Below are 26,129 nucleotides of genomic sequence, written 5' to 3' on the forward strand. Positions count from 1 at the left end.
TGACAACGTGTCGATCACCGTCAAGCTGATCGCTCCGATCGCGATGGAAGAAGGTCTGCGCTTCGCAATCCGCGAAGGCGGCCGTACCGTCGGCGCCGGCGTGGTTGCCAAGATCATCGCCTAATAAGCGATGTAAGAGGGAGGCGCCAATGCCTCCCTCGAACAGCATTGCCAGCATACGCGCGTGTGCTGTATAATGCTGGATTCAGCGAGAAGTTTTCGTAGGGGTGTAGCTCAATTGGCAGAGCGTCGGTCTCCAAAACCGAAGGTCGCGGGTTCGATTCCCTCCGCCCCTGCCACCGAATCTGGCGCCTGGCGCCGAAAGAAAAAGTATGTCGAACCAATCCGTGCAAACTGTCAGCACCTCGAATGACAAGTTCAAGGTCGCCCTGGCGGTGGTTGCTGTGATTGCAGGTGTGGTCGGGTTCTTTTACCTGACCGGCCAGAACAAACCAGCCTTGGTCGCCGCCGGCGCCCTCTTGGCTGGTTTAGTTTTTGCTGTCCTGCTTTTGTGGACCTCCGCTACCGGTCGCGATTTCCTGAGCTTCGCCAAGGAATCGGTGCGTGAAACCAAAAAGGTTGTATGGCCGACCCGTCGGGAAGCCACCCAGATCACCGGCATCGTATTTGCCTTCGTGGCTGTGATGGCGATTTTCCTGTGGGGCACGGATAAATTCCTCGAATTCCTGTTGTACGACGTGATCCTGGGTTGGAAATAAACATGAGCGAAAACCAAGACAAGGTGCCGGGCGACGTCCCGGCACAAGACGCTTCCGCTCCCCTGAGTGTTCCGGTCAGCAACAAGCGCTGGTACGTCGTGCACGTCTACTCCGGCATGGAAAAGAGCGTCATGCGCGCCCTGACCGAGCGCATCGAGCGTGCGGGCATGCAGGAGCAGTTTGGCCAGATCCTGGTGCCGACCGAGGAAGTCGTCGAAATGCGCAACGGCTCGAAGGCCGTTTCCGAGCGCCGCTTCTTCCCGGGCTACGTCCTCGTCGAAATGGAAATGACCGACGAGACCTGGCACCTGGTTAAGAACACCAGCAAGGTCACCGGCTTCATCGGTGGCAAGTCGAACAAGCCGACGCCGATCCCGGCGCGCGAGATCGACAAGATCATGCAGCAGGTCCAGGAAGGCGTCGAAAAGCCGAGGCCGAAGGTCCTGTACGAAGTGGGCGAGCAAGTGCGTATCAAGGAAGGCCCCTTCACCGACTTCAACGGCAACGTCGAGGAAGTCAACTACGAAAAATCGAAGGTGCGTGTCTCAGTCACCATCTTCGGCCGCGCGACTCCGGTGGAGCTGGAGTTCGGGCAGGTAGAGAAAGTATGACCCCTTGCGGGAAAGAGTTAAGCGAAGCTTCGCGTCGCGAAGCGCAGCGGTACTCAGTCCCCAACAAATCAAATACAACGCTTTAATCGGAGCGTCGCAGCAGCAAGGCGGAATCCGGTAAGAGGAGCCCCGCCGAGCGAGTAGTCGCGGTGGGGCGCTACTACTCAAGTCAAGATAGGAGCCATTCATGGCAAAGAAAATCATTGGCTTTATCAAGCTGCAAGTTCCGGCTGGTAAAGCAAACCCATCCCCTCCGATTGGCCCGGCACTGGGTCAGCGCGGCCTGAACATCATGGAATTCTGCAAGGCGTTCAACGCCCAGACCCAGGGTTTCGAGCCGGGCATGCCGATTCCGGTCGTGATCACCGCGTTCGCCGACAAGTCCTTCACCTTCGTGATGAAGACCCCGCCGGCAACCTACCTGATCAAGAAAGCCGCTGGCATCACCAAGGGTTCGCCGAAGCCGCATACCGACAAAGTCGGTTCGCTGACCCGCGCCCAAGCTGAAGAAATCGCAAAAACCAAGCAGCCGGACCTGACCGCCGCCGACATGGACGCAGCAGTGCGTATCATCGCTGGCTCGGCACGTTCGATGGGCATCACGGTGGAGGGTGTGTAATGGCTAAGCTGTCCAAGCGCGTCAAAGAAATGAAAGCAAAAGTGGACCGTAACAAGGTCTACGCGTTCGACAACGCTGTGTCGATCGTCAAGGAATTCGCCACCGCCAAGTTCAACGAGTCGATCGACGTCGCCGTTCAACTGGGCGTGGACCCGAAGAAGTCGGACCAGGTCGTCCGCGGCTCCGTCGTGCTGCCAGCTGGCACCGGCAAGACCGTGCGCGTTGCTGTGTTCGCTTCGGGCGACAAGGCTGAAGCTGCTAAAGCAGCCGGCGCCGACATCGTCGGCATGGAAGACCTGGCAGAACGCGTCAAGGCCGGCGACATGCCGTTCGACGTGGTCATCGCTTCGCCGGACACCATGCGTATCGTCGGTACCCTGGGCCAGATCCTGGGCCCGCGCGGCCTGATGCCGAACCCGAAGGTTGGCACCGTGACCCCGGACGTGGCTGGCGCCGTCAAGAACGCCAAGGCCGGTCAGGTCCAGTACCGTACCGACAAGGCAGGTATCATCCACGCCACCATCGGCCGCAAGTCGTTCAGCGATGAACAACTGAAGTCGAACCTGGTTGCGCTGATCGACGCCCTGAACAAGGCGAAGCCGGCAACCTCGAAGGGCGTGTACCTGCGCAAGGTCGCGATCTCGTCGACCATGGGCGCTGGCGTCCGCGTCGACCACGCTTCGATCGCTGCTTAAGCTGTAAAGAATCAAGACCCCGCAGAACAGTGCGGGGCGCATCTTTGGGCTGTCGAGACAAATCACCGTTTCGGCAGGCAATCAAAGACCGTTGGGCCGAAGGCAGAGGTTGAGCCGGAGGTTAATAGACCACCCAACGCAGATGGTGTACCCGAACAAGTTTTGTAGTCCACGCTGCGTGAGTTCATCCGCGTTAGATTGACTTCTTAACTTCGGACGCCGTGTTCGAACCGATGTGAACAATGTTGTTCGCATCATTTAAGGAGATTGACCGTGGGTCTTAATCTGAATGACAAAAAGGCCGTCGTCGAAGAGGTAAGCGCGAAAGTTGCAACCGCGCAGACCATCGTCGTGGCTGAGTACCGTGGCATCCAGGTTGCTCACTTGACCAAACTCCGTGCAGCCGCACGTGCCCAGGGCGTCTACCTGCGTGTTCTGAAGAACACGCTGGCTCGTCGCTCGGTTGAGGGCACGCAGTTTGCCGCGCTGGCTGATTCCATGACCGGTCCGCTGATCTACTCGATCTCGGACGACGCCGTTGCAGCAGCGAAAGTCATCAACGACTTCGCTAAAACCAACGACAAGCTGGTCGTGAAAGCTGGTAACTACGCTGGTAAGGCACTGGATGTCGCCGGCGTGACCGCGCTGGCAAGCATCCCGAGCCGTGAAGTCCTCATCGCCCAGCTGCTGGGCGTTATGCAGGCACCGGTGTCGGGCTTTGCACGAGTTCTGGCTGCAGTCGCAGCACAAAAAGGCGAAGGCGCCGCTGCTCCGGCAGCGGAAGCCACCGAAGCGTAATCGCTTCGGTCCTTTCTGTTCAAGTAGAACCAATCCTGTAGTACACACACAATATATTTGGAGTTTCAAATGGCAATTAGCAAAGAAGAGTTCCTGGACGCAGTTGGCGCAATGTCGGTCATGGAACTGAACGACCTGGTCAAGGCTTTCGAAGAGAAGTTCGGCGTGTCGGCAGCTGCAATGGCAGCACCGGCAGCTGGCGGCGCCGCTGGCGGCGCAGCTGCTGCTGAAGAGCAGACCGAGTTCAACGTTGTTCTGTCGGAAGTCGGCGCGAACAAGGTCGGCGTCATCAAGGCCGTCCGCGAAATCACCGGCCTGGGCCTGAAGGAAGCCAAGGATCTGGTCGACGGCGCACCGAAGACCGTGAAAGAAGCCCTGCCGAAAGCTGACGCTGAAGCCGCTAAGAAGAAGCTGGAAGAAGCTGGCGCCAAGGCCGAGCTGAAGTAATACAATCGCTCCGGGCACTGTTCGCAGTGCCCAGCGTAGGAGTCAAAGCTTGCGGATCTCGTCGGAAGGCGGGAAAAGCGGCTTTGGCTCTTTTGTCGTCCCTGCGCCAAACGTCCGCTCCATGCGTTGTGCGTAGCAAGCAGTACCAGGCAGTACCGCAGCACAGAAATATCGTATCACAGCAGTTCGGTGTCCTTTTCATCTGGCGTGAAAGTTCGAGGCTTCAGGCCTTGCATGTGGTTTTAGTGTCGTAGAGCAACCACTGGCAATTCCTGAATTCTCATCCTTTCTGTCACTCACGGAGTGTCCATGCACTACTCATTTACTGAGAAGAAGCGCATTCGCAAGTCGTTCGCGAAGCGCGCCAACGTTCACAACGTTCCCTACCTGCTGGCTACCCAGCTGGAATCCTACGAGAACTTCCTGCAAGCAGACTCCGTCCCCTCCGTCCGGAAGAACGAAGGCCTGCAGTCGGCCTTCACCTCGATCTTCCCGATCGTGTCGCACAACGGTTTCGCACGCCTCGAATTCCTGTCCTACGTTCTCGGCGACCCCGCGTTTGACGTGAAAGAGTGCCAACAGCGTGGCCTGACCTTCGCGTCGCCGCTGCGCGCCAAGGTGCGTCTGGTGATCCTGGACAAGGAATCGCCGACCAAGCCGGTCGTCAAGGAAATGAAAGAGCAGGAAGTCTACATGGGCGAACTGCCCCTGATGACCACCAACGGCTCCTTCGTGATCAATGGCACCGAGCGTGTCATTGTCTCGCAGCTGCACCGTTCGCCGGGCGTGTTCTTCGAACACGACCGCGGCAAGACGCACTCGTCGGGCAAGCTGCTGTTCTCGGCCCGTATCATTCCTTACCGCGGCTCGTGGCTGGACTTCGAGTTCGACCCGAAGGACATCCTGTTCTTCCGCGTCGACCGCCGCCGCAAGATGCCGGTGACGATCCTGCTGAAGGCCATCGGCATGACGCCGGAACAGATCCTGGCGAACTTCTTCGTCTTCGACAACTTCACCCTCCGCAATGAAGGCGGCGAGCTGGAGTTCGTGTCCGAACGCCTGCGCGGCGAAGTCGCGCGCTTCGACATCGTCGATCCGAAGTCGGGCAAGACCATCGTGACCAAGGACAAGCGCATCAATGCGAAGCATGTGCGCGACATCGAAGCCGCCGGCATCAAGACCATCTCGGTGCCGGAAGACTACCTGCTGGGCCGCGTGCTGGCTCGCAACATCGTCGACCAGGACACCGGCGAGATCATCGCCAACGCCAACGACGAGCTGACCGACGAACTGCTGGGCAAGCTGCGCGACGCCAGCGTCACCGACATCCAGACGCTCTACACGAACGACCTGGACCAGGGCGCCTACATCTCGCAGACCCTGCGCACCGACGACACCGCCGACCAGACCGCCGCCCGCGTGGCCATCTACCGCATGATGCGTCCTGGCGAACCGCCGACCGAAGAATCGGTGGAAGCCCTGTTCAACGGCCTGTTCTACAGCGCCGAGCGCTACGACCTGTCGGCCGTGGGCCGCATGAAGTTCAACCGCCGCATCGGCCGCGACGAACTGACCGGCGACATGACCCTGTCGAACGACGACATCCTGGCCGTGATCAAGATCCTGGTCGAGCTGCGCAATGGCCGCGGCGAAGTCGACGACATCGACCACCTGGGCAACCGCCGCGTGCGTTGCGTCGGCGAACTGGCTGAGAACCAGTTCCGCGCCGGCCTGGTGCGCGTCGAGCGCGCCGTCAAGGAACGCCTCGGCCAGGCCGAAGCGGACAACCTGATGCCGCACGACCTGATCAACAGCAAGCCGATCTCGGCCGCGATCCGCGAATTCTTCGGTTCGTCGCAGCTGTCGCAGTTCATGGACCAGACCAACCCGCTGTCGGAAGTCACCCACAAGCGCCGCGTCTCGGCTCTTGGACCGGGCGGCCTGACCCGCGAACGCGCCGGCTTCGAGGTGCGCGACGTGCACCCGACCCACTACGGCCGCGTGTGCCCGATCGAAACGCCTGAAGGCCCGAACATCGGCCTGATCAACTCGCTGGCTCTGTACGCCCGCCTGAACGAATACGGCTTCCTGGAAACCCCGTACCGCAAGGTCGACGGTTCGAAGGTCACCGACAAGATCGAATACCTGTCGGCGATCGAAGAAGGCCGCTACATCATTGCCCAGGCAAACGCGAAGATCAATGACGAAGGTCAGCTGATCGACGAACTGGTGTCGGCGCGTGAAGCAGGCGAAACCATCCTGGTCTCGCCGGAACGCATCCAGTACATGGACGTGGCCCCGGGCCAGATCGTGTCGGTCGCAGCTTCGCTGATTCCGTTCCTGGAGCACGATGACGCGAACCGTGCACTGATGGGCGCCAACATGCAGCGCCAGGCCGTGCCTTGCCTGCGTCCGGAAAAAGCCGTCGTCGGTACCGGCATCGAGCGCACCGTGGCGGTCGACTCGGGCACCACCGTGCAAGCCCTGCGCGGCGGCGTGGTGGACTACATCGACGCGGGCCGTGTGGTCATCCGCGTCAACGACGACGAGGCGCAAGCCGGCGAAGTCGGTGTGGACATCTACAACCTGATCAAGTACACCCGTTCGAACCAGAACACCAACATCAACCAGCGTCCGATCGTGCAAGTGGGCGATCGCGTGGCACGCGGCGACGTCATCGCCGACGGCGCCTCGACCGACCTGGGCGAACTGGCACTGGGCCAGAACATGCTGGTGGCCTTCATGCCGTGGAACGGCCTGAACTTCGAAGACTCGATCCTGATCTCGGAAAACGTGGTCAAGGACGACCGCTACACCTCGATCCACATCGAGGAACTGAGCGTCGTCGCACGCGACACCAAGCTGGGCGCGGAAGAAATCACCCGCGACATCTCGAACCTGGCCGAGAACCAGCTGGCTCGCCTGGACGAGTCGGGCATCGTCTACATCGGCGCCGAAGTGCAAGCCGGCGACGTGCTGGTCGGTAAGGTCACCCCGAAGGGCGAGACCCAATTGACCCCGGAAGAGAAGCTGCTGCGCGCAATTTTCGGTGAGAAAGCGTCGGATGTAAAAGATACCTCGCTGCGCGTGCCTTCGGGCATGGTCGGCACCGTCATCGACGTGCAAGTGTTCACCCGCGAAGGCATCCAGCGTGACAAGCGCGCCCAGCAGATCATCGACGACGAGCTGAAGCGCTACCGCCTGGACCTGAACGACCAGATGCGTATCGTGGAAGGCGACGCCTTCCAGCGTCTCGAGCGTATGCTGGTCGGCAAGGTCGTCAACGGCGGTCCGAAGAAGCTGGCGAAGGGCGCCGCGATCACCGCGGAATACCTGGCCGACCTGGACAAGTTCCACTGGTTCGACATCCGCCCGGCGGACGACGACACCGCGAACGCGCTGGAAGCGATCAAGGAATCGATCAACGAGAAGCGCCACCAGTTCGACCTGGCCTTCGAAGAGAAGCGCAAGAAGCTGACCCAGGGCGACGAGCTGCAGCCTGGCGTGCAGAAGATGGTCAAGGTCTACCTGGCCGTCAAGCGCCGCCTGCAGTCGGGCGACAAGATGGCGGGCCGCCACGGTAACAAGGGTGTGGTCTCGCGTATCGTGCCGGTGGAAGACATGCCGTTCATGGCCGATGGCCGTCCGGCAGACGTCGTGCTGAACCCGCTGGGCGTTCCGTCGCGTATGAACGTCGGCCAGATCCTGGAAACCCACCTCGGCTGGGCTGCCAAGGGCCTGGGCTGGCGCATCGGCGAGATGCTGGCTGCACAAGCGAAGGCGCAAGACCTGCGTACCTTCCTGGGCAAGATCTACAACGAAACCGGCCGCAAGGAAGACCTGGACAGCTTCAGCGATGAAGAAATCCTGAGCCTGGCGAGCAACCTCAAGAACGGCGTGCCGTTCGCGACCCCGGTGTTCGACGGCGCCCACGAAGACGACATCCGCCGCATGCTGGACCTGGCGTTCCCGGACGACATCGCTGCCCACCTGGGCATGACCCCGTCGAAGAACCAGGTCACGATGTTCGACGGCCGCACCGGCGAAGCTTTCGAGCGCAAGGTGACCGTGGGCTTCATGCACATGCTGAAGCTGCACCACCTGGTCGACGACAAGATGCACGCCCGTTCGACCGGCCCGTACTCGCTGGTGACCCAGCAGCCGCTGGGTGGTAAAGCCCAGTTCGGCGGCCAGCGCTTCGGTGAGATGGAGGTGTGGGCACTGGAAGCGTACGGCGCATCGTACGTGCTGCAGGAAATGCTGACTGTGAAGTCGGACGACGTGAACGGCCGTACCAAGGTGTACGAGAACTTGGTCAAGGGCGATCACGTGATCGACGCGGGCATGCCGGAATCGTTCAACGTGCTGGTCAAGGAAATCCGCTCGCTGGGTATCGACATCGATCTCGAGCGCAGCTAAGCAGGCCAGCACGGCCGCCAGCCTTCGGGCCCGGCCTGCACCCTCAAGACCGTCGTTCCCGCGCAGGCGGGAACCTAAGTTCGGTGATCAGCCGAAAACTTGGATCCCCGCCTGCGCGGGGATGACGGTTTCAAGGGTAGTGGGACGAGCAAGCACCGGCGAAAATCGGTGAGAAGCTGGCGGTAGTAGTAGTAAGTAAAGAATTCAATCACCTGGAGTGATAAATGAAAGCACTGCTCGATCTATTCAAGCAAGTTCAGCAAAACGAGAGCTTCGACGCCATCAAGATTGGCCTGGCGTCGCCTGAAAAAATCCGTTCGTGGTCCTTCGGCGAAGTCAAGAAGCCGGAGACCATCAACTACCGTACCTTCAAGCCGGAGCGCGATGGCCTGTTCTGCGCCAAGATCTTTGGCCCGATCAAGGACTACGAGTGCCTGTGCGGCAAGTACAAGCGCCTGAAGCACCGCGGCGTGATCTGCGAAAAGTGCGGCGTGGAAGTGACCCTGGCCAAGGTGCGCCGTGAGCGCATGGGCCACATCGAACTGGCTTCGCCGGTCGCCCACATCTGGTTCCTGAAGTCGCTGCCGTCGCGTCTGGGCATGGTCCTGGACATGACCCTGCGCGATATCGAACGCGTGCTGTACTTCGAAGCATACGTCGTGACCGATCCTGGCATGACCCCGCTGAAGAAGTGCCAGATCATGTCGGAAGACGACTACGCCGCCAAGTACGAAGAGTACGGCGACGACTTCACCGCATTCATGGGCGCCGAAGGCATCCGTGAACTGCTGCGCTCGATCGACATCCACCGCGATGCCGAAGCCCTGCGCGTCGAGCTGAAGGAATCGAAATCCGAAGCCAAGATCAAGAAATACGCCAAGCGCCTGAAAGTGCTCGAGGCGTTCCAGCGCTCGGGCATCAAGCCTGAGTGGATGATCATGGAAGTGCTCCCGGTCCTGCCGCCGGAGCTGCGTCCGCTCGTCCCGCTGGATGGCGGCCGTTTCGCCACCTCGGACCTGAACGACCTGTACCGCCGCGTCATCAACCGTAACAACCGCCTGAAGCGCCTGATGGAACTGCGCGCTCCGGAAATCATTACGCGTAACGAGAAGCGCATGCTGCAGGAAGCGGTTGACTCGCTGCTGGACAACGGCCGTCGCGGCAAAGCGATGACCGGCGCCAACAAGCGTCCGCTGAAGTCGCTGGCTGAAATGATCAAGGGTAAAGGCGGCCGTTTCCGTCAGAACCTGCTGGGCAAGCGCGTCGACTACTCGGGCCGTTCGGTCATCGTGGTGGGTCCGCAGCTGAAACTGCACCAGTGCGGCCTGCCGAAGCTGATGGCCCTGGAACTGTTCAAGCCCTTCATCTTCAACAAGCTGGAACTGATGGGTCTCGCGACCACCATCAAGGCCGCCAAGAAGCTGGTCGAAGTGCAGGAGCCGGTGGTCTGGGACATCCTGGAAGAAGTCATCAAAGAGCACCCGGTCATGCTGAACCGTGCGCCGACCCTGCACCGTCTCGGTATCCAGGCGTTCGAGCCGGTCCTGATCGAAGGCAAGGCGATCCAGCTGCACCCGCTGGTCTGCGCGGCGTTCAACGCCGACTTCGACGGTGACCAGATGGCAGTCCACGTCCCGCTGTCGATCGAAGCGCAGATGGAAGCCCGCACCCTGATGCTGGCTTCGAACAACATCCTGTTCCCGTCGAACGGCGAGCCGTCGATCGTCCCGTCGCAGGATATCGTGCTGGGTCTGTACTACGCGACCCGCGAGGCGATCAACGCCAAGGGCGAAGGCATGATGTTCCCGGACGTGTCGGAAGTCATCCGTGCGTACGACAACAAGGAAGTCGAACTGGCGACCCGCATCACCGTGCGTATCGTCGAGTTCCCGAAGAACGCCAATGGCGAATTCGAGCAGACCCTGACCCGCTACGAGACCACCGTTGGCCGTGCGATCCTGTCGGAGATCCTGCCGAAGGGCCTGCCGTTCTCGGTGCTGAACCGTCCGCTGAAGAAGAAAGAGATCTCGAAGCTGATCAACACGTCGTTCCGCAAGTGCGGCCTGCGTGCGACCGTCGTCTTCGCCGACAAGCTGATGCAGTCGGGCTTCCGCCTGGCGACCCGCGCCGGCATCTCGATCGCCGTGGACGACATGCTGATCCCGGACGTCAAGAAGGGCATGATCGCGACCGCCGAAGCGGAAGTGAAGCAGATCGAGCAGCAGTACGCTTCGGGTCTGGTCACTGCCGGCGAGCGCTACAACAAGGTCGTCGACATCTGGGGCAAGACCTCGGACGAAGTCGGCAAGGCGATGATGGACCAGCTGAAAGTGGAACCGGTCACCAAGCGTGACGGCACCGAAGGCACCCAGGAATCGTTCAACGCGATTTACATGATGGCCGACTCGGGCGCCCGTGGTTCGGCAGCCCAGATCCGCCAGCTGGCCGGTATGCGAGGCCTGATGGCCAAGCCGGACGGCTCGATTATCGAGACGCCGATTACCGCGAACTTCCGCGAAGGCCTGAACGTTCTGCAGTACTTCATCTCGACGCACGGCGCCCGTAAGGGTCTGGCCGACACCGCGCTGAAGACCGCGAACTCGGGTTACCTGACCCGCCGCCTGGTCGACGTGACCCAGGATCTGGTGGTGATCGAGGACGATTGCGGCACCAGCAACGGCACGCTGATGAAGGCGATGGTCGAAGGCGGTGAAGTCATCGAAGCGCTGCGCGACCGTATCCTCGGCCGCGTCGCGGGCCAGGACGTCGTCAATCCGGAAACCCAGGAAACCGTGTACGAAGCCGGCACCCTGCTGGACGAAGACATGGTCGAAGAGATCGAGCGCCTCGGCATCGACGAAGTGAAGGTCCGCACCCCGCTGAACTGCGACACCCGCTACGGCCTGTGCGCCAAGTGCTACGGCCGCGACCTGGGCCGCGGCATGCTGGTCAACAGCGGCGAAGCAGTCGGTGTGGTGGCGGCGCAGTCGATCGGTGAGCCGGGTACCCAGCTGACCATGCGTACCTTCCACATCGGTGGTGCGGCATCGCGTGCGGCAGTGGCCTCGTCGGTCGAAGCCAAGTCGAACGGCACGGTCCGCTTCACCGCGACCATGCGTTACGTCACCAACGGCAAGGGCGCGCAGATCGTCATCTCGCGTTCGGGCGAAGTGCTGATCACCGACGACCACGGCCGTGAGCGCGAGCGCCACAAGGTGCCGTACGGCGCGACCCTGATCGTCAAGGACGGCATGGCGGTGAAAGCCGGCGTGGCCCTGGCAACCTGGGATCCGCTGACCCGTCCGATCATTACCGAGTACGCCGGTACGATCAAGTTCGAGAACGTGGAAGAGGGCGTCACCGTCGCTCGCCAGGTGGACGAAGTGACCGGTCTGTCGACCCTGGTCGCGATCGATCCGAAGCGCCGTGGTTCGGGCAAGGTCCTGCGTCCGCAGGTCAAGCTGCTGAACGACGAAGGCCAGGAAGTGAAGATCGCCGGCACCGAACACGCCGTGACGATCGGCTTCCAGGTCGGCGCGCTGATCATGGTGAAAGACGGCCAGCAAGTGTCGGTGGGTGAAGTGCTTGCACGTATCCCGACCGAATCGCAGAAGACCCGAGACATTACCGGTGGTCTGCCGCGCGTTGCCGAGCTGTTCGAAGCACGTTCGCCGAAGGATGCGGGCATGCTGGCGGAAGTCACCGGTACCGTCGCCTTCGGTAAAGAAACCAAGGGCAAGCAGCGTCTGGAAATCACCGACATGGACGGCAACAAGCACGAGTTCCTGATTACCAAGGACAAGCAAGTGCTGGTGCACGACGGCCAGGTGGTGAACAAGGGCGAGATGATCGTGGACGGCCCGGCCGATCCGCAAGACATCCTGCGCCTGCTGGGTATCGAAGCGCTGGCTCGCTACATCGTGGACGAAGTGCAGGACGTGTACCGTCTGCAGGGCGTGAAGATCAACGACAAGCACATCGAGGTGATCGTTCGCCAGATGCTGCGTCGTGTTCAGATCACCGATGCAGGCGACACCGACTACATCGTCGGCGAGCAGGTCGAGCGTTCGGAACTGCTGGAAGAGAACGACAAGGTCAACGCCGTCGGCAAGCTGCCGGCACAGTACGAAAACGTGCTGCTGGGTATTACCAAGGCATCGCTGTCGACCGACTCGTTCATCTCGGCCGCATCGTTCCAGGAAACCACCCGCGTGCTGACCGAAGCCGCGATCATGGGCAAGCGCGACGGTCTGCGCGGCCTGAAGGAAAACGTGATCGTCGGCCGCCTGATCCCGGGCGGTACCGGTCTGGCATTCCACCGCGCCCGCAAAGAGAAGGAAGTGTGGGAAGCGGAAGAGCGCCAGGCGCTGCTGCAGCAGGAGAAGGCCAACATGGCTGCCGAACTGCAGGCGATGGAAGACCAGCAGGCTGCTCAGGCTCAGGCCGAGCACCATGGCGACGGCGAGTAATCGTCTTAGCTGCTCATGAGAACGGCGCCCTCGGGCGCCGTTTTTTATTTCCGGCTAACAGATGCTCCCACCGATGTTTTTCCCGGTGCGAAGGTCGAAACCGAAATTACAGCTGTACTCGCCTTTTTCGCTCCGGATGCATGAAAGATTTTGCTCGTCCCGCCAGCGCACACGAGTACCGCTGCCTTCGGTGCAAACGTCGTGACGATCCGGCCCAATCGCGTCGAACAGGTCCCTAGCCGCGCGGCCACTAATCGAGAACAACACTTTCCGATCCTTCGGGCTTGGAGCAACCGGATCGCCCAAGCCGCCGCCGTAGATCCTGTAGACCCCCGAAAACGGCTTGTGTCGCGACAGGCCATCATTTGCCAGGACGGCTGATCCACATCCCGATACGATCAATAAGCCGAAGACTACTTTGCGCATTCATGTCTCCTTGAACCGGGGATGCTTTCACATCCCCAATAAAATCCGGTTTACAGGATAATTCTATCCAGTATACTGGACGCATGGACATCAACCATCTTATCGCGTCGCGTATCCGCCAACTTCGTGATGCGCAAGACTTGTCGTTGGCGGCGTTGGCCGAACGCAGCGGCGTCAGTCGTTCCAATATCTCGCTCATTGAACGTGGCGAGAGCAGCGCCACGGCAACGGTGCTGGACAAGCTGAGCGCAGCCCTTGGGGTGACAGTGGCCTCCCTTTTCGAGAGAGCGGACGAAGCCCCGGCCCCCGTGTCGCGTGCCGCGGACCAGCCAGTTTGGACCGATCCCGCTTCCGGCTATGTACGCCGCAATCTGTCTCCTCCCGCCGATTCGCGCATACAGCTGGTCGAAGTCAACTTCCCACCAGGCCAGCGCGTGTCCTACGAAACCGCCGCACGCGACGTCGACGTTCAACAGCAGGTGTGGCTGATCGAAGGATCGATGGAGCTTACGGTCGGGGAGTCGCATTGGATGCTGTCCGCAGGCGACTGCCTGGCCATGCACCTCGACCAGCCGATCACCTATCACAACGCCACCGACAAGCCAGCGCGCTACCTCGTGGCGCTCGTCAGCCAAGCCCACAAACCTCCAAGGAGAAACGCATGACGACTACCCTTGCCGTACGCCGGATCGGCGCAAGCGAAGGAGGCGAACGCATCGACAGTCTGACCGACCTCCTGCTCGATTGCGTCGGAGGTGGCGCCTCGATCAGCTTCATGTTTCCGCTGGAGCGGGACAAGGCCCGGGGTTTTTGGCAGAACGTGATCGACGGCGTCAGGCGCGGCGAACGTACTCTCGTTGTCGCCGAGGATGACGAAGGCCGCATCGTCGGCACCGTCCAGATGATCACCTCCATGCCCGACAATCAGCCTCACCGCGCCGACATTGCCAAGCTGCTCGTGCACCGCCACGCTCGCCGCGGTGGAGTAGGGCAGCAGCTGATGCTGGCCATCGAAGACGAAGCCCGCAAGCAGCAACGCACGGTGCTCGTGCTGGATACTGCCAGCCCGGAAGCCGAGCGCCTGTACGAACGCATGGGATGGCAGCGCGTCGGCGTCATTCCGAACTATGCGCTGATGCCCGATGGCGTACTGTGCGCGACCACCTATTACTACAAGCAGCTCTGACCAGAGACCATGACCGCATTCCCGACCCTGATCATCATCGACATGCAGCATTGCATGGCCATCCCTGAAGCAGGCCAGCGCAACAACCCACAAGCCGAAACCAGCATCGCCAGCCTGCTCGCCGTCTGGCGCGCCGCCAAAGCCCCAATCGTCCACGTCCGCCACATCTCGCGCAGCCCAGGCTCGGGCTTCGCCCCCGGCCAGCCCGGCGCCGCCTTCCAGCCAGCCTTCGAGCCACGCCAAGGCGAACACGTGGTCGAGAAAAACGTCCCCGACGCCTTCATCAACACCGGCCTGGAACGCTGGCTGCGCATCCGCGGCCTCGAGAAGCTGGTCATGGTCGGCGTCAGCACCAACATCTCCGTCGAAGACAGCGCCCGCTCCGCAGGCAACCTGGCTTTCAGCACGACGGTCGTCTCCGACGCCACTTTCGCCTTCGCCAGGCGCGACCACGCCGGCACTTGGCGCAGCGCCGACGAGGTCCACGCCATGTCCCTGTCCAACCTCGACGGCGAATACGCCGCCATCACCGACACCCGCACCCTGCTGGCCACCCTGGAGCGCCAAACCACCTCGTAAAGACGGCAAAAAACCACACTGTTGTATGCATTCCTCAATTTGCCCAGCAGTACGCCCCCTGACAGACAGGACTGTTATGATGCCCAGATTAGAAAATTAACAGTCTGGTCTTTCTGTCCACACGAGCACGATGCCCTGGCCCTACGACGCTGCAGCGAGCCTTGCCACCATGTCCCACATGGAAGCGCAGATGCGCGCCCACGCCTGGGAATCGACCCCGCTCGGCCCCACCAGCGCCTGGCCGCAAAGCCTGAAGAACGCCGTCCGCACCCTGCTCGACATGCGCCTGCCGGCCTACCTGGCCTGGGGCGGGCACTTCACCCAGTTCTTCAACGACGCCTATGTGCCCATCCTCGGCGACAAGCATGTCGACGCCCTGGGCAACGACGCGCGCGTCACCTGGTCCGAGATCTGGCCCACCATCGGCCCCATGTGGCACAAGGTGCTGGAGGGCGAATCGACCGGCTCCGAAGGCTTCTCGCTGACGATCAACCGCTTCGGCTACGACGAAACCGTCTACTTCAACTACTCGTACAGCCCCGTCTACGGTGACGCCGGCCGTCCCGAAGGCGTCCTGGTGACCTTCGTCGAAACCACGAAAGCGGTCCTGAGCGAGCGTCGCCACGCCTTCCAGCTCAAGCTGGCCGACACCCTGCGCCGCGAGACCGAGTTCGACCCGATGCTCAAGGCGACCATCCGCCTGACCAGCGAATACTTCCTCGGCTCGAAAGTCTCCTACGTCGAGATCGACGAGCAAAGCCGCACTTTCCAGGTCAAGGAAGAATGGAAGGACGGCGTCGAAACCGGCGGCGCCCAGGCCAGCTTGCCGCTCGCGGTGCTGTCCGAGGCCCAGCTCGACCAGCTGCGCGCCGGCACCACCCTGTGCGTGACCGACGTCGCCACCGATCCCGCCTGCACCGCCGTGGCGCCGCAATGCCTGGCGCTCGGCATCCATTCCGTGATCGTCATCCCGCTCAAGGACGGGAACAAACTGGTCGGCTGCGGCTTCCTGTACAAGGACCACGCCTACAACTGGACCGACGACGAGCGCACGCTGGCCGAAGACCTGGCGCGCCGCACCTGGGAAGCGCTGCGCCGCATCCGCGCCGAGGAAGCGCTGCGCGAAGAGACCCGTCTGCTCGAGCTGCTCAATCGCGCCGGCAGTGTGCTCGCCTCGACGCTCGACCTGGACACGCTGCTGCAGGCGGTCACCGACGTCGCCACCGAGCTGACCGGCGCCGAATTCGGCGCATTCTTCTACAACGGCCGCAACGAGCAGGGCGAAGCCTATCTGCTGTACACCCTGTCCGGCGCGCCGCGCGAAGCCTTCGAGAAGCTGGGCCAGCCGCGCCCGACTGCGGTGTTCGGCCCCACCTTCCGCGGTGGTCCGCCGATCCGCAGCGACGACATCCGCAAGGACCCGCGCTACGGCAAGATGGGGCCGCACCACGGCATGCCGAAGGGTCACCTGCCGGTGGTCAGCTACCTGGCCGCGTCGGTGACCTCGCGCTCGGGCGAGGTGCTGGGCGGCCTCTTCTTCGGCCATCCGCAGCCGAACCGCTTCGACGAGCGCACCGAGCAGATGATTACCGGCTTCGTGTCCCAGGCCGCGGTGGCGATCGACAACGCGCGCCTGTACGACCTGGCGCAGCGCTCGGCGCGCGAGCGCGAAGGGCTGCTGGCCAGCGAGCGCGCCGCGCGCGCCGAGGCCGAGCGCCACAACAAGATGAAGGACGAGTTCCTGGCCATGCTGGCGCACGAGCTGCGCAATCCGCTGGCGCCGATCACCAATGCGGCCCAGCTGCTGCGCATGCCGAGCGTGGACGAGAACCTGCGCAGCAAGGCGACCAATATCATTTCGCGCCAGGTGCGCCACATGACCGAGCTGGTGGACGACCTGCTGGACGTCTCGCGCGTCACGCGCGGCCTGGTCAAGCTCGAACTCGAAGCGCTCGACCTGAACGAGGTCGTGCGCGCCGCCGTCGAGCAGGCGCGCCCGCACATCGAGGCCAAGGCCCATACCCTGAGCGTGGAGGCGCCCGCCAGGCCGGTCGCGGTGGCGGGCGACCGCACGCGCCTGGTGCAGGTGCTGGTCAACCTGCTCAACAACGCCGCCAAGTACACGCCGGCCGGCGGCAGCATCCAGCTGCGCCTGGAAGCGGGACTGGAAGAGGCGCGCGTCACCGTCATCGACAACGGCAGCGGCATCGATCCGCAACTGCTGCCGCACGTGTTCGACCTGTTCACCCAGGGCGAGCGCGCCCCGGACCGCTCGCAGGGCGGCCTGGGCATCGGCCTGGCGCTGGTCAAGAGCATCGTCCAGATGCACGCGGGCCAGGTGGAGGCGCACAGCGATGGCCTTAATACGGGCGCCGCGGTCTCGGTGCTGCTGCCGCTGGCCGACGCCGCGCCGCTGCACGGTCCGGGACGCATCCGCCACGCGCCGGGCAGCGGGGTGCCGCGCGTGCTGACCATCGTCGACGACAACGCCGACGCGGTGCAGTCGCTGGCGGTGCTGCTGCGCGCCCAGGGGCACACGGTCAAGGTGTTCGAGGATGCGGTGCGCACCCTCGCGTCCACCGAGCTGGGCGGCACCGAAGCCTTCATCCTCGACATCGGCCTGCCCGACATCACCGGCTACGAGCTGGCGCGCCGCCTGCGCCGCGACCACCCGGACGCCACTTTCATCGCCCTGACCGGCTACGGCCAGGCGCGCGACCGCGACCTGTCGAAGCAGGCCGGTTTCGACCATCACCTGGTGAAACCGGTGGAGATCCGCGCGCTGTCCGACATCCTGGCCCAGCTGCCGGTGCGTGGCTCGGCACCGGGCAAGGATGAGACAGGTTTGATGATGCCAGTTGACAATGTTGCAGTAACTCCGCAATATTGAAATCCTGACATCACATTAGCCTGATTCGTGTCCCGAAAGAAGAACAGCCGCCAGTGGGCGCGGCTCCGGATCCTATGTTCCGGTGGCCTGCACCTGATGACGATCATTCCCGATGCCCTGGAGCTGGTACGCGAGCTGATTCCCAACAGCGCGTCCCAGCTGTTCCTGCACGCTCCCCGCGCGCCGGAAGAGGTGCAGGAAGCGACCGTGCTGGGCGTGCTGCCGCCGCCGAACGGCTATTTCTACGGCGATGCCGCCAATTTCAGCAGCGTCGCCCCGGGCGAGGCGCGCGCCCGTGCCGCCCATGTGCTGGCAGTCCAGCTGGGCAGCAATGCGGCGCCCCTCGGCACCGTCACCCTGCTGCGCGACGAGGGCCCGGCCTTCGACCAGGATGACGAGGAAGACCTGGGCCGCGTCGCCAACTACTTCGAATACGCCCTGCGCAACGCCGACAGCGCCGGCGCCGGCCTGTCCGGCGTGATCGAGGACGAGGCCATGCTGTTGTCCACCATCGGCGGCGACATCCTGTTCCTGAGCGACTCGGCGGGCGCGCTGCTCGACCTGCTGGCCTCGCAGGAACAGCAGGTGTTCGACCGCCGCAGCCTGCCGCCGTTCTGCCTGCGGATGGTGGAATCGGTGGTGCACGGCGAGCGCTATCCCTGGCGCCTGCCGGCCGGCACCCTCGACCTGGCCGGCGGCGTGCTGGAAGCGCGCGCGCAGTGGATGAGTTCCGGCGGCCAGGACGCCATCCACAGCCGCACGGTCGGCATCTTCCTCAAGTACGTGGTCCCGATGCCGCTGCGGATCTGGCGCGCGCTCGGCAGCGTCGAGCTGTCGCCGCAGCAAATGGAAGTGGCGTTCTGGATGGGCCTGGGCGGCGGACGCGACGCCGCGCGCTCGCGCATGGACGTCAGCGACGCCGTGCTGCGCGACTGCGTGAAAGCCGTCTACGAGAAGTTCGGCTGCACCTCCGAAGCGGGCCTGCTGGCCATCCTGCGCCCGTCCGTCTCGCGCATGTGATCTCCCTGGTGGACGGGCCCGCCGTCCACCGTTGTAAAGCCCCCCACACCCCGCCTTTTGGAACACCCCCCACCCGTGGGGATGGTCTACACTTCATTGGCTTTTTATCATCTCTATGAATCTCTTCGAGGAGGATGTCATGAACTTTCGATGGATGAGCGCTGTACTGCTGGGCGCCGCTTGCACCGTAGCCAACGCTGCCGACACCAAGGTCACGCTGAAGATGGCCACCGACAAGGGCGATGGCGCCGAGGTCGGCACCGTGACCATCAGCGAGACCAAGTACGGCCTGGTGTTCACGCCCCAGCTGTCCAAGCTGCCGCCGGGCCTGCACGGTTTCCACGTGCACGAGAACGGCAGCTGCGCCGCCAACCAGAAGGATGGGAAAACGGTGCCGGCGGGCGCCGCCGGCGGCCATCTCGACCCGGCCGCCACCAAGCGTCACGGCGCCCCATGGGGCGACGGGCACCTGGGCGACCTGCCGGCACTCACGGTCGACGACAAGGGCAACGCGGGCAACCCGGTCCTGGCGCCGCGCCTGAAGCTGGCGGACGTCAAGGGCAAGGCCCTGATGGTCCATGCCGGCGGCGACAATCACGCCGACCACCCGTCGCCCTTGGGCGGCGGGGGAGGCCGCATGGCCTGCGGAGTGATTCAGTAAGCCATCCCTAGCTGATCGGGGATGAAACAAAATTTCACATATAAGGCATTTTTGAAATGAAATTTCACAAGCTGATGGCGACGGCACTGCTGTTCGTCGCCCTCGACAGCCGTGCATCCCTGATCCACCACTACGATCTGAACAATTCGCTGGCCGACAGCCAGGGCGGTAAGTCGCTCGTCGCGCATGCCGGCGGCCAGCTCGGAGCCACCGGTTACGCCTTCGGTCCGAACCAGGGCCTGACCCTGAACGAGACCCTGGGCGGCACCTACACGATCGACATGGTGTACCGCTTCGACGCCTTCAATCCGTTCAACACCTACACCCGCATCCTCGACTTCAAGAACCTGGCGAGCGACACCGGGTTGTACGCCTTGTCCGGCAAGTTCAACCTGTACAGCTACGGCGCGGCGGGCGGCAAGGCCGAAGCGGGCAAGGACACCCGCCTGACCATCACGCGCGACAGCGACAAGAACTTCAAGCTGTACCAGAACGGCGACCTGATGTTCAGTGTGCAGGACATCTATTCCTATGCCGACTTCACGGCGACTGCGATGCACTTCTTCCGCGACGATGGCGGCGAAGCGGGACGCGGCGCGGTCGACTACATCAGCATCTACAACCACACCATGACCGGCGCCGAGGTGAAGGAGCTGCAACCGCCGCAGGCCGTCGACCTGCCGGAACCCGGCTCGCTGGGCATGATGGGCGGCTGCCTGGCGATGTTGGGCTGGATGGTCCGCCGCCGCAACACCAAGGCCTGAGGCTTATTCTTCTTCCGAAGGCGGCAACGCGACCTGGGGCACCTCGGTCGCCTGCGCCGCGATGAACCCGGCGAGCGCGCCCGACAGATCGTCGACCACGCGCTTGCCCCACGCTTTCTCCATCAGCCGGTACTGCTGCTCGATCAGCGGCGCGATCTGGTCGACCAGCCGGTCTCCCTTCTGCGCCAGCCGCACCATCACGCGGCGCTGGTCCGCGGCCATGCGGCTGCGCTCCACCAGCCCCAGCTCTTCCATGCGCGCCAGCATGCCCGCCATGCTCGGGCTCAGGATCTGGCACAGCTCGCACAGTTCGCGCGGCTCCAGCTGCTCGTGTTCGTCCAGCGCGCGCAGGATACGCCACTGCTGCTCGGTCACGCCGAAGTGATTCAGCACGGGGCGGAAATGCGACATCAGTGCGTCGCGCGCCTTCAACAACAGCTGGGGTAGATTACGGTGGGTGATCCGGCCGGGCACGGCGACTCCTTCGACAGTATCGGCGATTCGCCTTGACTGGCTAACATATTAGTGATTAACTGCGAACATGTTAGTGAATTCTGGATTCACTGCGATGCTCTTTCAGGTGCGACAACGATCGTGATTATCCGAGACCGGCCCTCAGGGCTCAAGCTCTTCCTGCTCCTGCGCGGCTCCATCCTGCCGCGCATCCTGCCTACCCTGGTGGTCAACATCGTGGTGGCGCTGCTGGTCACCTGGTCGCATGGCGACCTGTGGGACCTCAAGATCACGCTCACCACCATTCCTTTCACCCTGATCGGCCTGCCGGTCGCGATCTTCCTGGGCTTTCGCAACAACTCGGCCTACGACCGCTTCTGGGAAGGGCGCAAGCTGTGGGGAGAGCTCGTGCTGCGCAGCCGTAACCTGGCGCGCCAGTGCCTGGGCCTGATCGAAGGGGAGGGCGAGGCCCGCGCCAGCCACGGCCTGGGCGACGTGCGGGTGCGCATGATCCTGCGCGCCATCGCTTTCGTCCATGCCCTGCGCGACCAGCTGCGCCAGCAGGCACTCGATCCCAGGGTCGCCGGCATGCTGCGGGCCCAGGAGTTCGCGCAGGCCCAGCATGCGGCGAACCGTCCCGACTACCTGATGCAGCGCATGGGACAGGACCTGCGCCAGTGCCTGGCCGAGAAGCGCATCGATCCCTGCCTGGCCGCCAGTATCGACGCCACCCTGTCCGCGATGACGGCCGCCGCCGCGTCCTGCGAGCGCATCAAGAACACGCCGGTGCCGTTCTCGTATTCGCTGCTGCTGCACCGCACCGCCTACATGTACTGCTTCCTGCTGCCTTTCGGCCTGGTCGACACCATCGGCTTCATGACGCCGATCGTGGTGGCCATCGTGGCCTACACCTTCTTCGGCCTGGATGCGCTCGGCGACGAGCTGGAAGAGCCTTTCGGCACCGAGCCCAACGACCTGCCCCTGGACGCCATGTGCCGCGCGATCGAGATCGACCTGCGCAGCGCGCTGGGCGACGAACACCTGCCGCCGCCGCTGGCGGCGGTCGATTACTGCCTTACCTAAGCCCGATCCGACGGAGACACCATGCATCACGACGACCACGTTCAACAAGACCGCATCCGCCTGCCGCTCCTGCGCGAGCGCATCACCACCGCAACCGAGGCGGCCGCATGGATCAGGGATGGCATGACCGTCGGCATGAGCGGCTTCACCCGCGCCGGCGACGCCAAGGCGGTGCCGCTGGCGCTGGCCGAACGCGCGCGCACCGAACCCCTCAAGATCACCCTGATGACCGGCGCTTCGCTCGGCAGCGACATCGACAGCACCCTGGCGCAAAGCGGCGTGCTGGCGCGCCGCATGCCTTTCCAGGCCGACCCGGCGCTGCGCGCGGCGATCAACCGCGGCGAGGTGATGTTCGTCGACCAGCACTTGTCCGAAACGGTGGAACTGCTGCGCACGCGCCAGATCGCACCGGTCGACGTGGCCGTGATCGAAGCGGTGGCGATCACCGAGACCGGCGCCATCATCCCGACCACCTCGGTCGGCAACAGCGCCAGCTTCGCGATCCTGGCCGAGAAGGTGATCGTGGAGATCAACCTGAGCCAGTCGCCGGCGCTGGAAGGCCTGCACGACATCTTCATCCCCAAGCACCGCCCGCGCCGCGAGCCGATGCCACTGATGAACGTGAGCGACCGCATCGGCACGAGCGCCATCGCGATCCCGCCGGAAAAGATCGTCGCCATCGTCCTGACCGAGAAGCACGACAGCGCGTCCACCATCCTGCCGCCGGATGCCGGGACGGCCGCCATCGCAGGCCACCTGACCGGTTTCTTCAACCAGGAGATCGCGCAGGGCCGCCTCACCGAGCGCCTGATGCCGATCCAGGCAGGCATCGGCACCATCGCCAACGCGGTGCTGGCGGGCTTCGTCGGCGGACCGTTCCGCAAGCTCACGATGTATTCGGAAGTGCTGCAAGACTCGACCTTCGACCTGTTCGATGCGGGGCTGCTGGATTTCGCCTCGGGTTCCTCGATCACGCTGTCAGAGGAAAAGGGACGCCAGGTGTTCGCGGACATCGAACGCTACAAGGACCGCCTGGTGCTGCGGCCGCAGGAGGTGAGCAACCATCCGGAAGTCATCCGCCGCCTGGGGATCATCGCCATCAACACGGCGCTCGAGTGCGATATCTACGGCAACGTGAATTCGACCCACGTGTCGGGCACGCACATGATGAACGGGATCGGCGGCTCGGGCGATTTCGCGCGCAACGCCTATCTATCGGTGTTCGCGACCAAGTCGGTAGCGAAGGGCGGGAAGATCTCGAGCATCGTGCCGATGGTGACGCACGTCGACCATAACGAGCATGATGTCGACATCATCGTCACCGAAGTGGGACTGGCGGACTTGCGCGGCCTGGCGCCGCGGGAACGGGCGCAGCGCATCATCGAGAACTGCGTGGCGGAGCCGTACAGGCGGATGCTGAGGGACTACGTGGAGGAGGCCAACCGGGGAGGCGGGCAGACGCCGCATGTGCTGGAGAAGGCGTTCTCGTGGCATGTGCGGTATCGGGAGACCGGTTCCATGCTGCCGGCGTAAACTCTGCGCAGATAACCTGGGTCCCGGTGGTGGCCGGGACCCAAGTTCCTAACCGAAGCCGCGACAGCGATTACTTGGAAGCCGTGCGCGCCTTCCCAAACGCATCCCCCGCCTTCCACGCCGGCATCTTCGGCGCATCCGCCACCGCGCGCCCCAGGTTCAAGGTGAACTGCGCCTGCTGCACCATCCCCGCCAGGTCCCAGCTCGGATCATACTCATCCGACACCTGGTGATAACGCGCGCGGTACGCCTTCTGCTTGGCGTCGCTCGCCTCCACATCCTTCACCCAGCTATGCCCCGCGCCCACCGAGAACGCCGGCACGCCCGCCTTGGCGAAGCTGAAATGGTCGCTGCGGAAGTAGCCGCCAGCCAGGTCGGGCTTGGCCGGTGCGATCTGCAGGCCCATCTTCTTCGCGGTGGCCGCGGCCATCGCACCCAGTTCGGTGCGCTCGCTGCCCGGCACGTTGACGTCCTTGGCCAGGCCCACGAAATTCAGGCTGTCCAGGTTCAGGTTGGCCGCGGTCTTTTCCAGTGGCCAGAGCGGCTTGGATGCATAGGCGGCGCTGCCCAGCAGGCCTTGTTCTTCGGCCGCCACCCACAGGAACATCTGGCTGCGCTTGGCCGGATTGCGCACGGCTTCCTGCGCCATCGCCAGCAGCGCGGCGGTGCCCGAGGCGTTGTCGACCGCGCCGTTGAACACGGTGTCGCCTTCGGTGCCCTGCTTGCCCATGTGGTCCCAGTGCGCCGTGTAGATCACGACTTCGTCCTTGAGCTTGGGGTCGGTGCCCGGCACGACGCCGGCCACGTTGTACTCGTTCAGGGTACGCACCGCGGCGCGCGCCTCGCCCTTGACGCGGGCGTTGAGTGGCACCGGCTTGAAGTTCCTGTCTTCGGCAGCAAGCCGCAGCTTGTCCAGGTCCTGGCCGGCGGCCGCGAACAGCTTGCGTGCGGTGGCGTCGGTCATCCAGCCTTCCAGGCCGGAACCCAGCTCGCCCTCGGCCAGCTGGAAGCGCTCGGCATTGGCCCAGCTGTTCTGCACCACGCTCCAGCCGTAGGAGGCGGATGCATCGGTGTGGATCAGCAGGACGCCGGCCGCGCCCTGGCGCGCCGCTTCTTCGAGCTTGTAGGTCCAGCGGCCATAGTAGGTAAGGCCGGCGCCGTTGAAGCGCTTCGGCTCGGCCGCGGTCGGGGCCGGGTCGTTCACCAGCATCACCAGGACCTTGCCCTTGGCGTCCAGGCCCTTGAAGTCGTCCCAGCCTTCCTCGGCCGCGCTGATGCCGTAGCCGACGAAGACCATCTCCGCATCCAGCATGTGGTCGGCCTTGGCGTCGCCCGGACCCCAGACCCAGTCCGCGCCGAACTGCAGCGGCAGCGCCTGGCCGCCGGCAACGATGCCGACATTGCTCTGCTGCGGCAGGGCGCGCACGCCGGCGATCTTGACCGGCTGGCGGAAGCTGTTGCCGTTGGCCGGCTTCAGGCCGGCGGCGAGCGCCTGGGTTTCGAGATAGGTGACGGTCAGTTCGCCGCCGCGCTGGCCGGTGCCGCGTCCTTCGACGGCGTCGGAGGCGAGGAAGGCCAGGTGCGCGCGCAGCGGCGCTTCCTTGACGGTCGCAGTCTGCGACTTGCCGGCGGCGTGGGCCGGGTAGGCCAGTGCCAGGCTGCCCGCCAGGGCAGTGAGGACAACGGAGGAGACGATCTTGTGCATGGAATCCTGCTGCGAAAAGTGGTTGTGTATTTACCAGGGGCGCACGCACGCCCGCGCGTGCGCGGACATTGTATGCCAATCATCTATAAAACCGCAGGATGTCGGTCGATACGGTCGTCCCCGTCATCGGCAGCAGCGGCGGCGCATCGAGAGGGCGGGGCGGCAGCAGGTGCTGCGGCAGGCCCGGTATGCGCTCCTGCACCGTCACCGCGAAGATGTCTTCCGGCTTGGCCTCGATCTCGAATTCCATGGTGCGGTCCTCCATCCCGTACAGCGACACCCACCACGGCCCCTCCCTGCTGGTCAGCGTGCGGCCGTCCAGGCGCGAGCGCAGCGGCTTGGTGCCCGACACCCACATCTCGATATGCGGCGCCTTGTTCTTCGAGCGCACCGTGAAGCGCCCGTAGCGCACCTTGCCGACCGAGCTGCGCAGGATGTAGTTGTCGGGGAAGTGCAGATTGTCGTCGCGCGGCGCCACCGCGAGCCACTGGCGCGGGCTCTTCCAGCCGAAGGTGTCGACGTGGATCGACGGCGCTGCCTGGTCGGGAAACACCTGCCGGGTCCAGGCGTCGAGCGGCTGCGGCGGCATCAGCCAGTAGGCGCGCCAGGTGTTCATGTCCTTGAAATAGGTGAGCCGGTTGGGCGGCGGCGTAGAGCCCGCGGCCGCCGGCGCGGCAGTTGTGCGCGGCATGGCGAAGCCCAAAGCCAATGCCAGCGCGAGCGCGGCAGCGAGAGCGTTCGGCGCGCGCAGCAGCAGGAGCGGCGCGGCGAAGCACAGCATGGGCAGCACGACCAGCACGGCGGCCACATACAATCCGTGCGGCGCCAGCGTGGTCCAGACCTCGCGCAGCCCGGGCGGCAGCAGGACGGCGGCTGGCGCGAGGCCCGCGAACAGCACCAGCGCGCGCACGGGCGCCGTCTGCGCCGGGCGCCAGCTAGATTCCAGCACCAGGTAGGCGGCGAGGGCGCCCAGCAGAGGCCAGGCGTACAGGTAGCCCACGCCGGGCCGCAGGGCCATCAGGAGCACCAGCGCCGCCAGCGCCCAGGCCAGC

General features: G+C 63.8%; 20 protein-coding genes, 1 tRNA gene and 2 pseudogenes. 19 read left to right on the plus strand and 4 right to left on the minus strand.

The features are described from left to right. The 10 genes and pseudogenes from J8847_RS20995 to rpoC all read left to right on the plus strand — a co-directional run. Positions 1 to 124, plus strand: a pseudogene (locus J8847_RS20995) (elongation factor Tu); the annotation flags it as partial. A 99-nt stretch (positions 125 to 223) separates the two neighbouring features. After that, positions 224 to 299, plus strand: a tRNA-Trp gene (locus tag J8847_RS21000). 33 nt (positions 300 to 332) lie between these two features. Further along, entirely contained in the window at positions 333 to 719 is a 387-nt protein-coding gene (secE, locus tag J8847_RS21005; RefSeq protein WP_211526656.1) for a preprotein translocase subunit SecE, read from the plus strand. Between the two features lie 2 nt (positions 720 to 721). Then, the gene (nusG, locus tag J8847_RS21010) at positions 722 to 1,330 is read left to right on the plus strand and encodes a transcription termination/antitermination protein NusG (RefSeq protein ID WP_211526657.1); all 609 of its coding nucleotides are present in this window, start codon (positions 722 to 724) and stop codon (positions 1,328 to 1,330) included. A gap of 187 nt (positions 1,331 to 1,517) precedes the next feature. Then, positions 1,518 to 1,949 carry a 50S ribosomal protein L11 gene (rplK, locus tag J8847_RS21015; RefSeq protein ID WP_211526658.1) on the plus strand — a complete coding sequence of 144 codons (432 nt, stop codon included), beginning with the start codon at positions 1,518 to 1,520 and terminating at the stop codon, positions 1,947 to 1,949. Then, complete coding sequence (rplA, locus tag J8847_RS21020; protein ID WP_211526659.1) at positions 1,949 to 2,644, plus strand: 50S ribosomal protein L1; 696 nt, start codon at positions 1,949 to 1,951, stop codon at positions 2,642 to 2,644. The genes rplK and rplA overlap by 1 nt, the downstream gene beginning before the upstream one ends. Positions 2,645 to 2,917: 273 nt before the next feature. Further along, the gene (gene rplJ, locus J8847_RS21025; protein ID WP_211526660.1) at positions 2,918 to 3,442 is read left to right on the plus strand and encodes a 50S ribosomal protein L10; all 525 of its coding nucleotides are present in this window, start codon (positions 2,918 to 2,920) and stop codon (positions 3,440 to 3,442) included. 69 nt (positions 3,443 to 3,511) lie between these two features. Continuing rightward, positions 3,512 to 3,889, plus strand: coding sequence for a 50S ribosomal protein L7/L12 (gene rplL / locus J8847_RS21030; RefSeq protein WP_211518321.1), 378 nt, complete (start codon positions 3,512 to 3,514; stop codon positions 3,887 to 3,889). Positions 3,890 to 4,198: 309 nt separating this feature from the next. Further along, complete coding sequence (gene rpoB / locus J8847_RS21035) at positions 4,199 to 8,308, plus strand: DNA-directed RNA polymerase subunit beta (protein WP_211526661.1); 4,110 nt, start codon at positions 4,199 to 4,201, stop codon at positions 8,306 to 8,308. A gap of 224 nt (positions 8,309 to 8,532) precedes the next feature. After that, on the plus strand, positions 8,533 to 12,777 hold the full coding sequence (rpoC, locus tag J8847_RS21040) for a DNA-directed RNA polymerase subunit beta' (RefSeq protein WP_211526662.1): 4,245 nt from the start codon (positions 8,533 to 8,535) through the stop codon (positions 12,775 to 12,777). A 54-nt stretch (positions 12,778 to 12,831) separates the two neighbouring features. On the opposite strand, the gene J8847_RS21045 is transcribed toward rpoC, so the two are convergent. Continuing rightward, positions 12,832 to 13,203: a hypothetical protein gene (locus tag J8847_RS21045; protein ID WP_211526663.1), complete on the minus strand. Its 372-nt coding sequence runs from the start codon at positions 13,201 to 13,203 to the stop codon at positions 12,832 to 12,834. An 83-nt stretch (positions 13,204 to 13,286) separates the two neighbouring features. Between J8847_RS21045 and J8847_RS21050 the strand changes: the two genes are divergently transcribed. The 7 genes from J8847_RS21050 (at position 13,287) to J8847_RS21080 (ending at position 20,303) form a co-directional block, all read left to right on the plus strand. Next, the gene (locus J8847_RS21050) at positions 13,287 to 13,868 is read left to right on the plus strand and encodes a helix-turn-helix domain-containing protein (RefSeq protein ID WP_211526664.1); all 582 of its coding nucleotides are present in this window, start codon (positions 13,287 to 13,289) and stop codon (positions 13,866 to 13,868) included. Beyond that, positions 13,865 to 14,389 carry a GNAT family N-acetyltransferase gene (locus J8847_RS21055; protein WP_211526665.1) on the plus strand — a complete coding sequence of 175 codons (525 nt, stop codon included), beginning with the start codon at positions 13,865 to 13,867 and terminating at the stop codon, positions 14,387 to 14,389. The genes J8847_RS21050 and J8847_RS21055 overlap by 4 nt, the downstream gene beginning before the upstream one ends. A 9-nt stretch (positions 14,390 to 14,398) precedes the next feature. Beyond that, positions 14,399 to 14,968, plus strand: coding sequence for a cysteine hydrolase family protein (locus tag J8847_RS21060; RefSeq protein ID WP_211526666.1), 570 nt, complete (start codon positions 14,399 to 14,401; stop codon positions 14,966 to 14,968). Positions 14,969 to 15,137: 169 nt separating this feature from the next. Further along, positions 15,138 to 17,858, plus strand: a complete 2,721-nt coding sequence (locus tag J8847_RS21065) for a GAF domain-containing protein (RefSeq protein WP_211526667.1) — start codon at positions 15,138 to 15,140, stop codon at positions 17,856 to 17,858. Between the two features lie 96 nt (positions 17,859 to 17,954). Then, entirely contained in the window at positions 17,955 to 18,878 is a 924-nt protein-coding gene (locus J8847_RS21070) for a hypothetical protein (protein ID WP_211526668.1), read from the plus strand. Positions 18,879 to 19,017: 139 nt separating this feature from the next. Beyond that, a complete protein-coding gene (sodC, locus tag J8847_RS21075) occupies positions 19,018 to 19,539 on the plus strand; it encodes a superoxide dismutase family protein (protein ID WP_229513095.1) in 522 nt (173 codons plus the stop codon). A gap of 56 nt (positions 19,540 to 19,595) precedes the next feature. Beyond that, a complete protein-coding gene (locus J8847_RS21080) occupies positions 19,596 to 20,303 on the plus strand; it encodes a LamG-like jellyroll fold domain-containing protein (RefSeq protein ID WP_211526669.1) in 708 nt (235 codons plus the stop codon). A gap of 3 nt (positions 20,304 to 20,306) precedes the next feature. Here J8847_RS21080 and hpaR read toward each other — a convergent pair whose 3' ends face one another. Further along, positions 20,307 to 20,777, minus strand: a complete 471-nt coding sequence (gene hpaR / locus J8847_RS21085) for a homoprotocatechuate degradation operon regulator HpaR (RefSeq protein ID WP_211526670.1) — start codon at positions 20,775 to 20,777, stop codon at positions 20,307 to 20,309. A gap of 120 nt (positions 20,778 to 20,897) precedes the next feature. Here hpaR and J8847_RS21090 point away from each other — a divergent pair, with 120 nt between their 5' ends. Both J8847_RS21090 and J8847_RS21095 read left to right on the plus strand, forming a co-directional pair. After that, complete coding sequence (locus J8847_RS21090) at positions 20,898 to 21,839, plus strand: bestrophin family protein (RefSeq protein ID WP_211526671.1); 942 nt, start codon at positions 20,898 to 20,900, stop codon at positions 21,837 to 21,839. A gap of 21 nt (positions 21,840 to 21,860) precedes the next feature. After that, entirely contained in the window at positions 21,861 to 23,372 is a 1,512-nt protein-coding gene (locus J8847_RS21095; RefSeq protein ID WP_211526672.1) for an acetyl-CoA hydrolase/transferase family protein, read from the plus strand. 70 nt (positions 23,373 to 23,442) lie between these two features. Here the strand turns inward: J8847_RS21095 and J8847_RS21100 are convergent, their stop codons facing one another. Beyond that, positions 23,443 to 25,077 carry a M28 family peptidase gene (locus J8847_RS21100; RefSeq protein ID WP_211526673.1) on the minus strand — a complete coding sequence of 545 codons (1,635 nt, stop codon included), beginning with the start codon at positions 25,075 to 25,077 and terminating at the stop codon, positions 23,443 to 23,445. Positions 25,078 to 25,156: 79 nt separating this feature from the next. Continuing rightward, positions 25,157 to 26,129, minus strand: a pseudogene (locus J8847_RS21105) (hypothetical protein); the annotation flags it as partial.

This window comes from Massilia sp. AB1 (assembly GCF_018119385.1).
Taxonomy (GTDB): domain Bacteria; phylum Pseudomonadota; class Gammaproteobacteria; order Burkholderiales; family Burkholderiaceae_D; genus Telluria.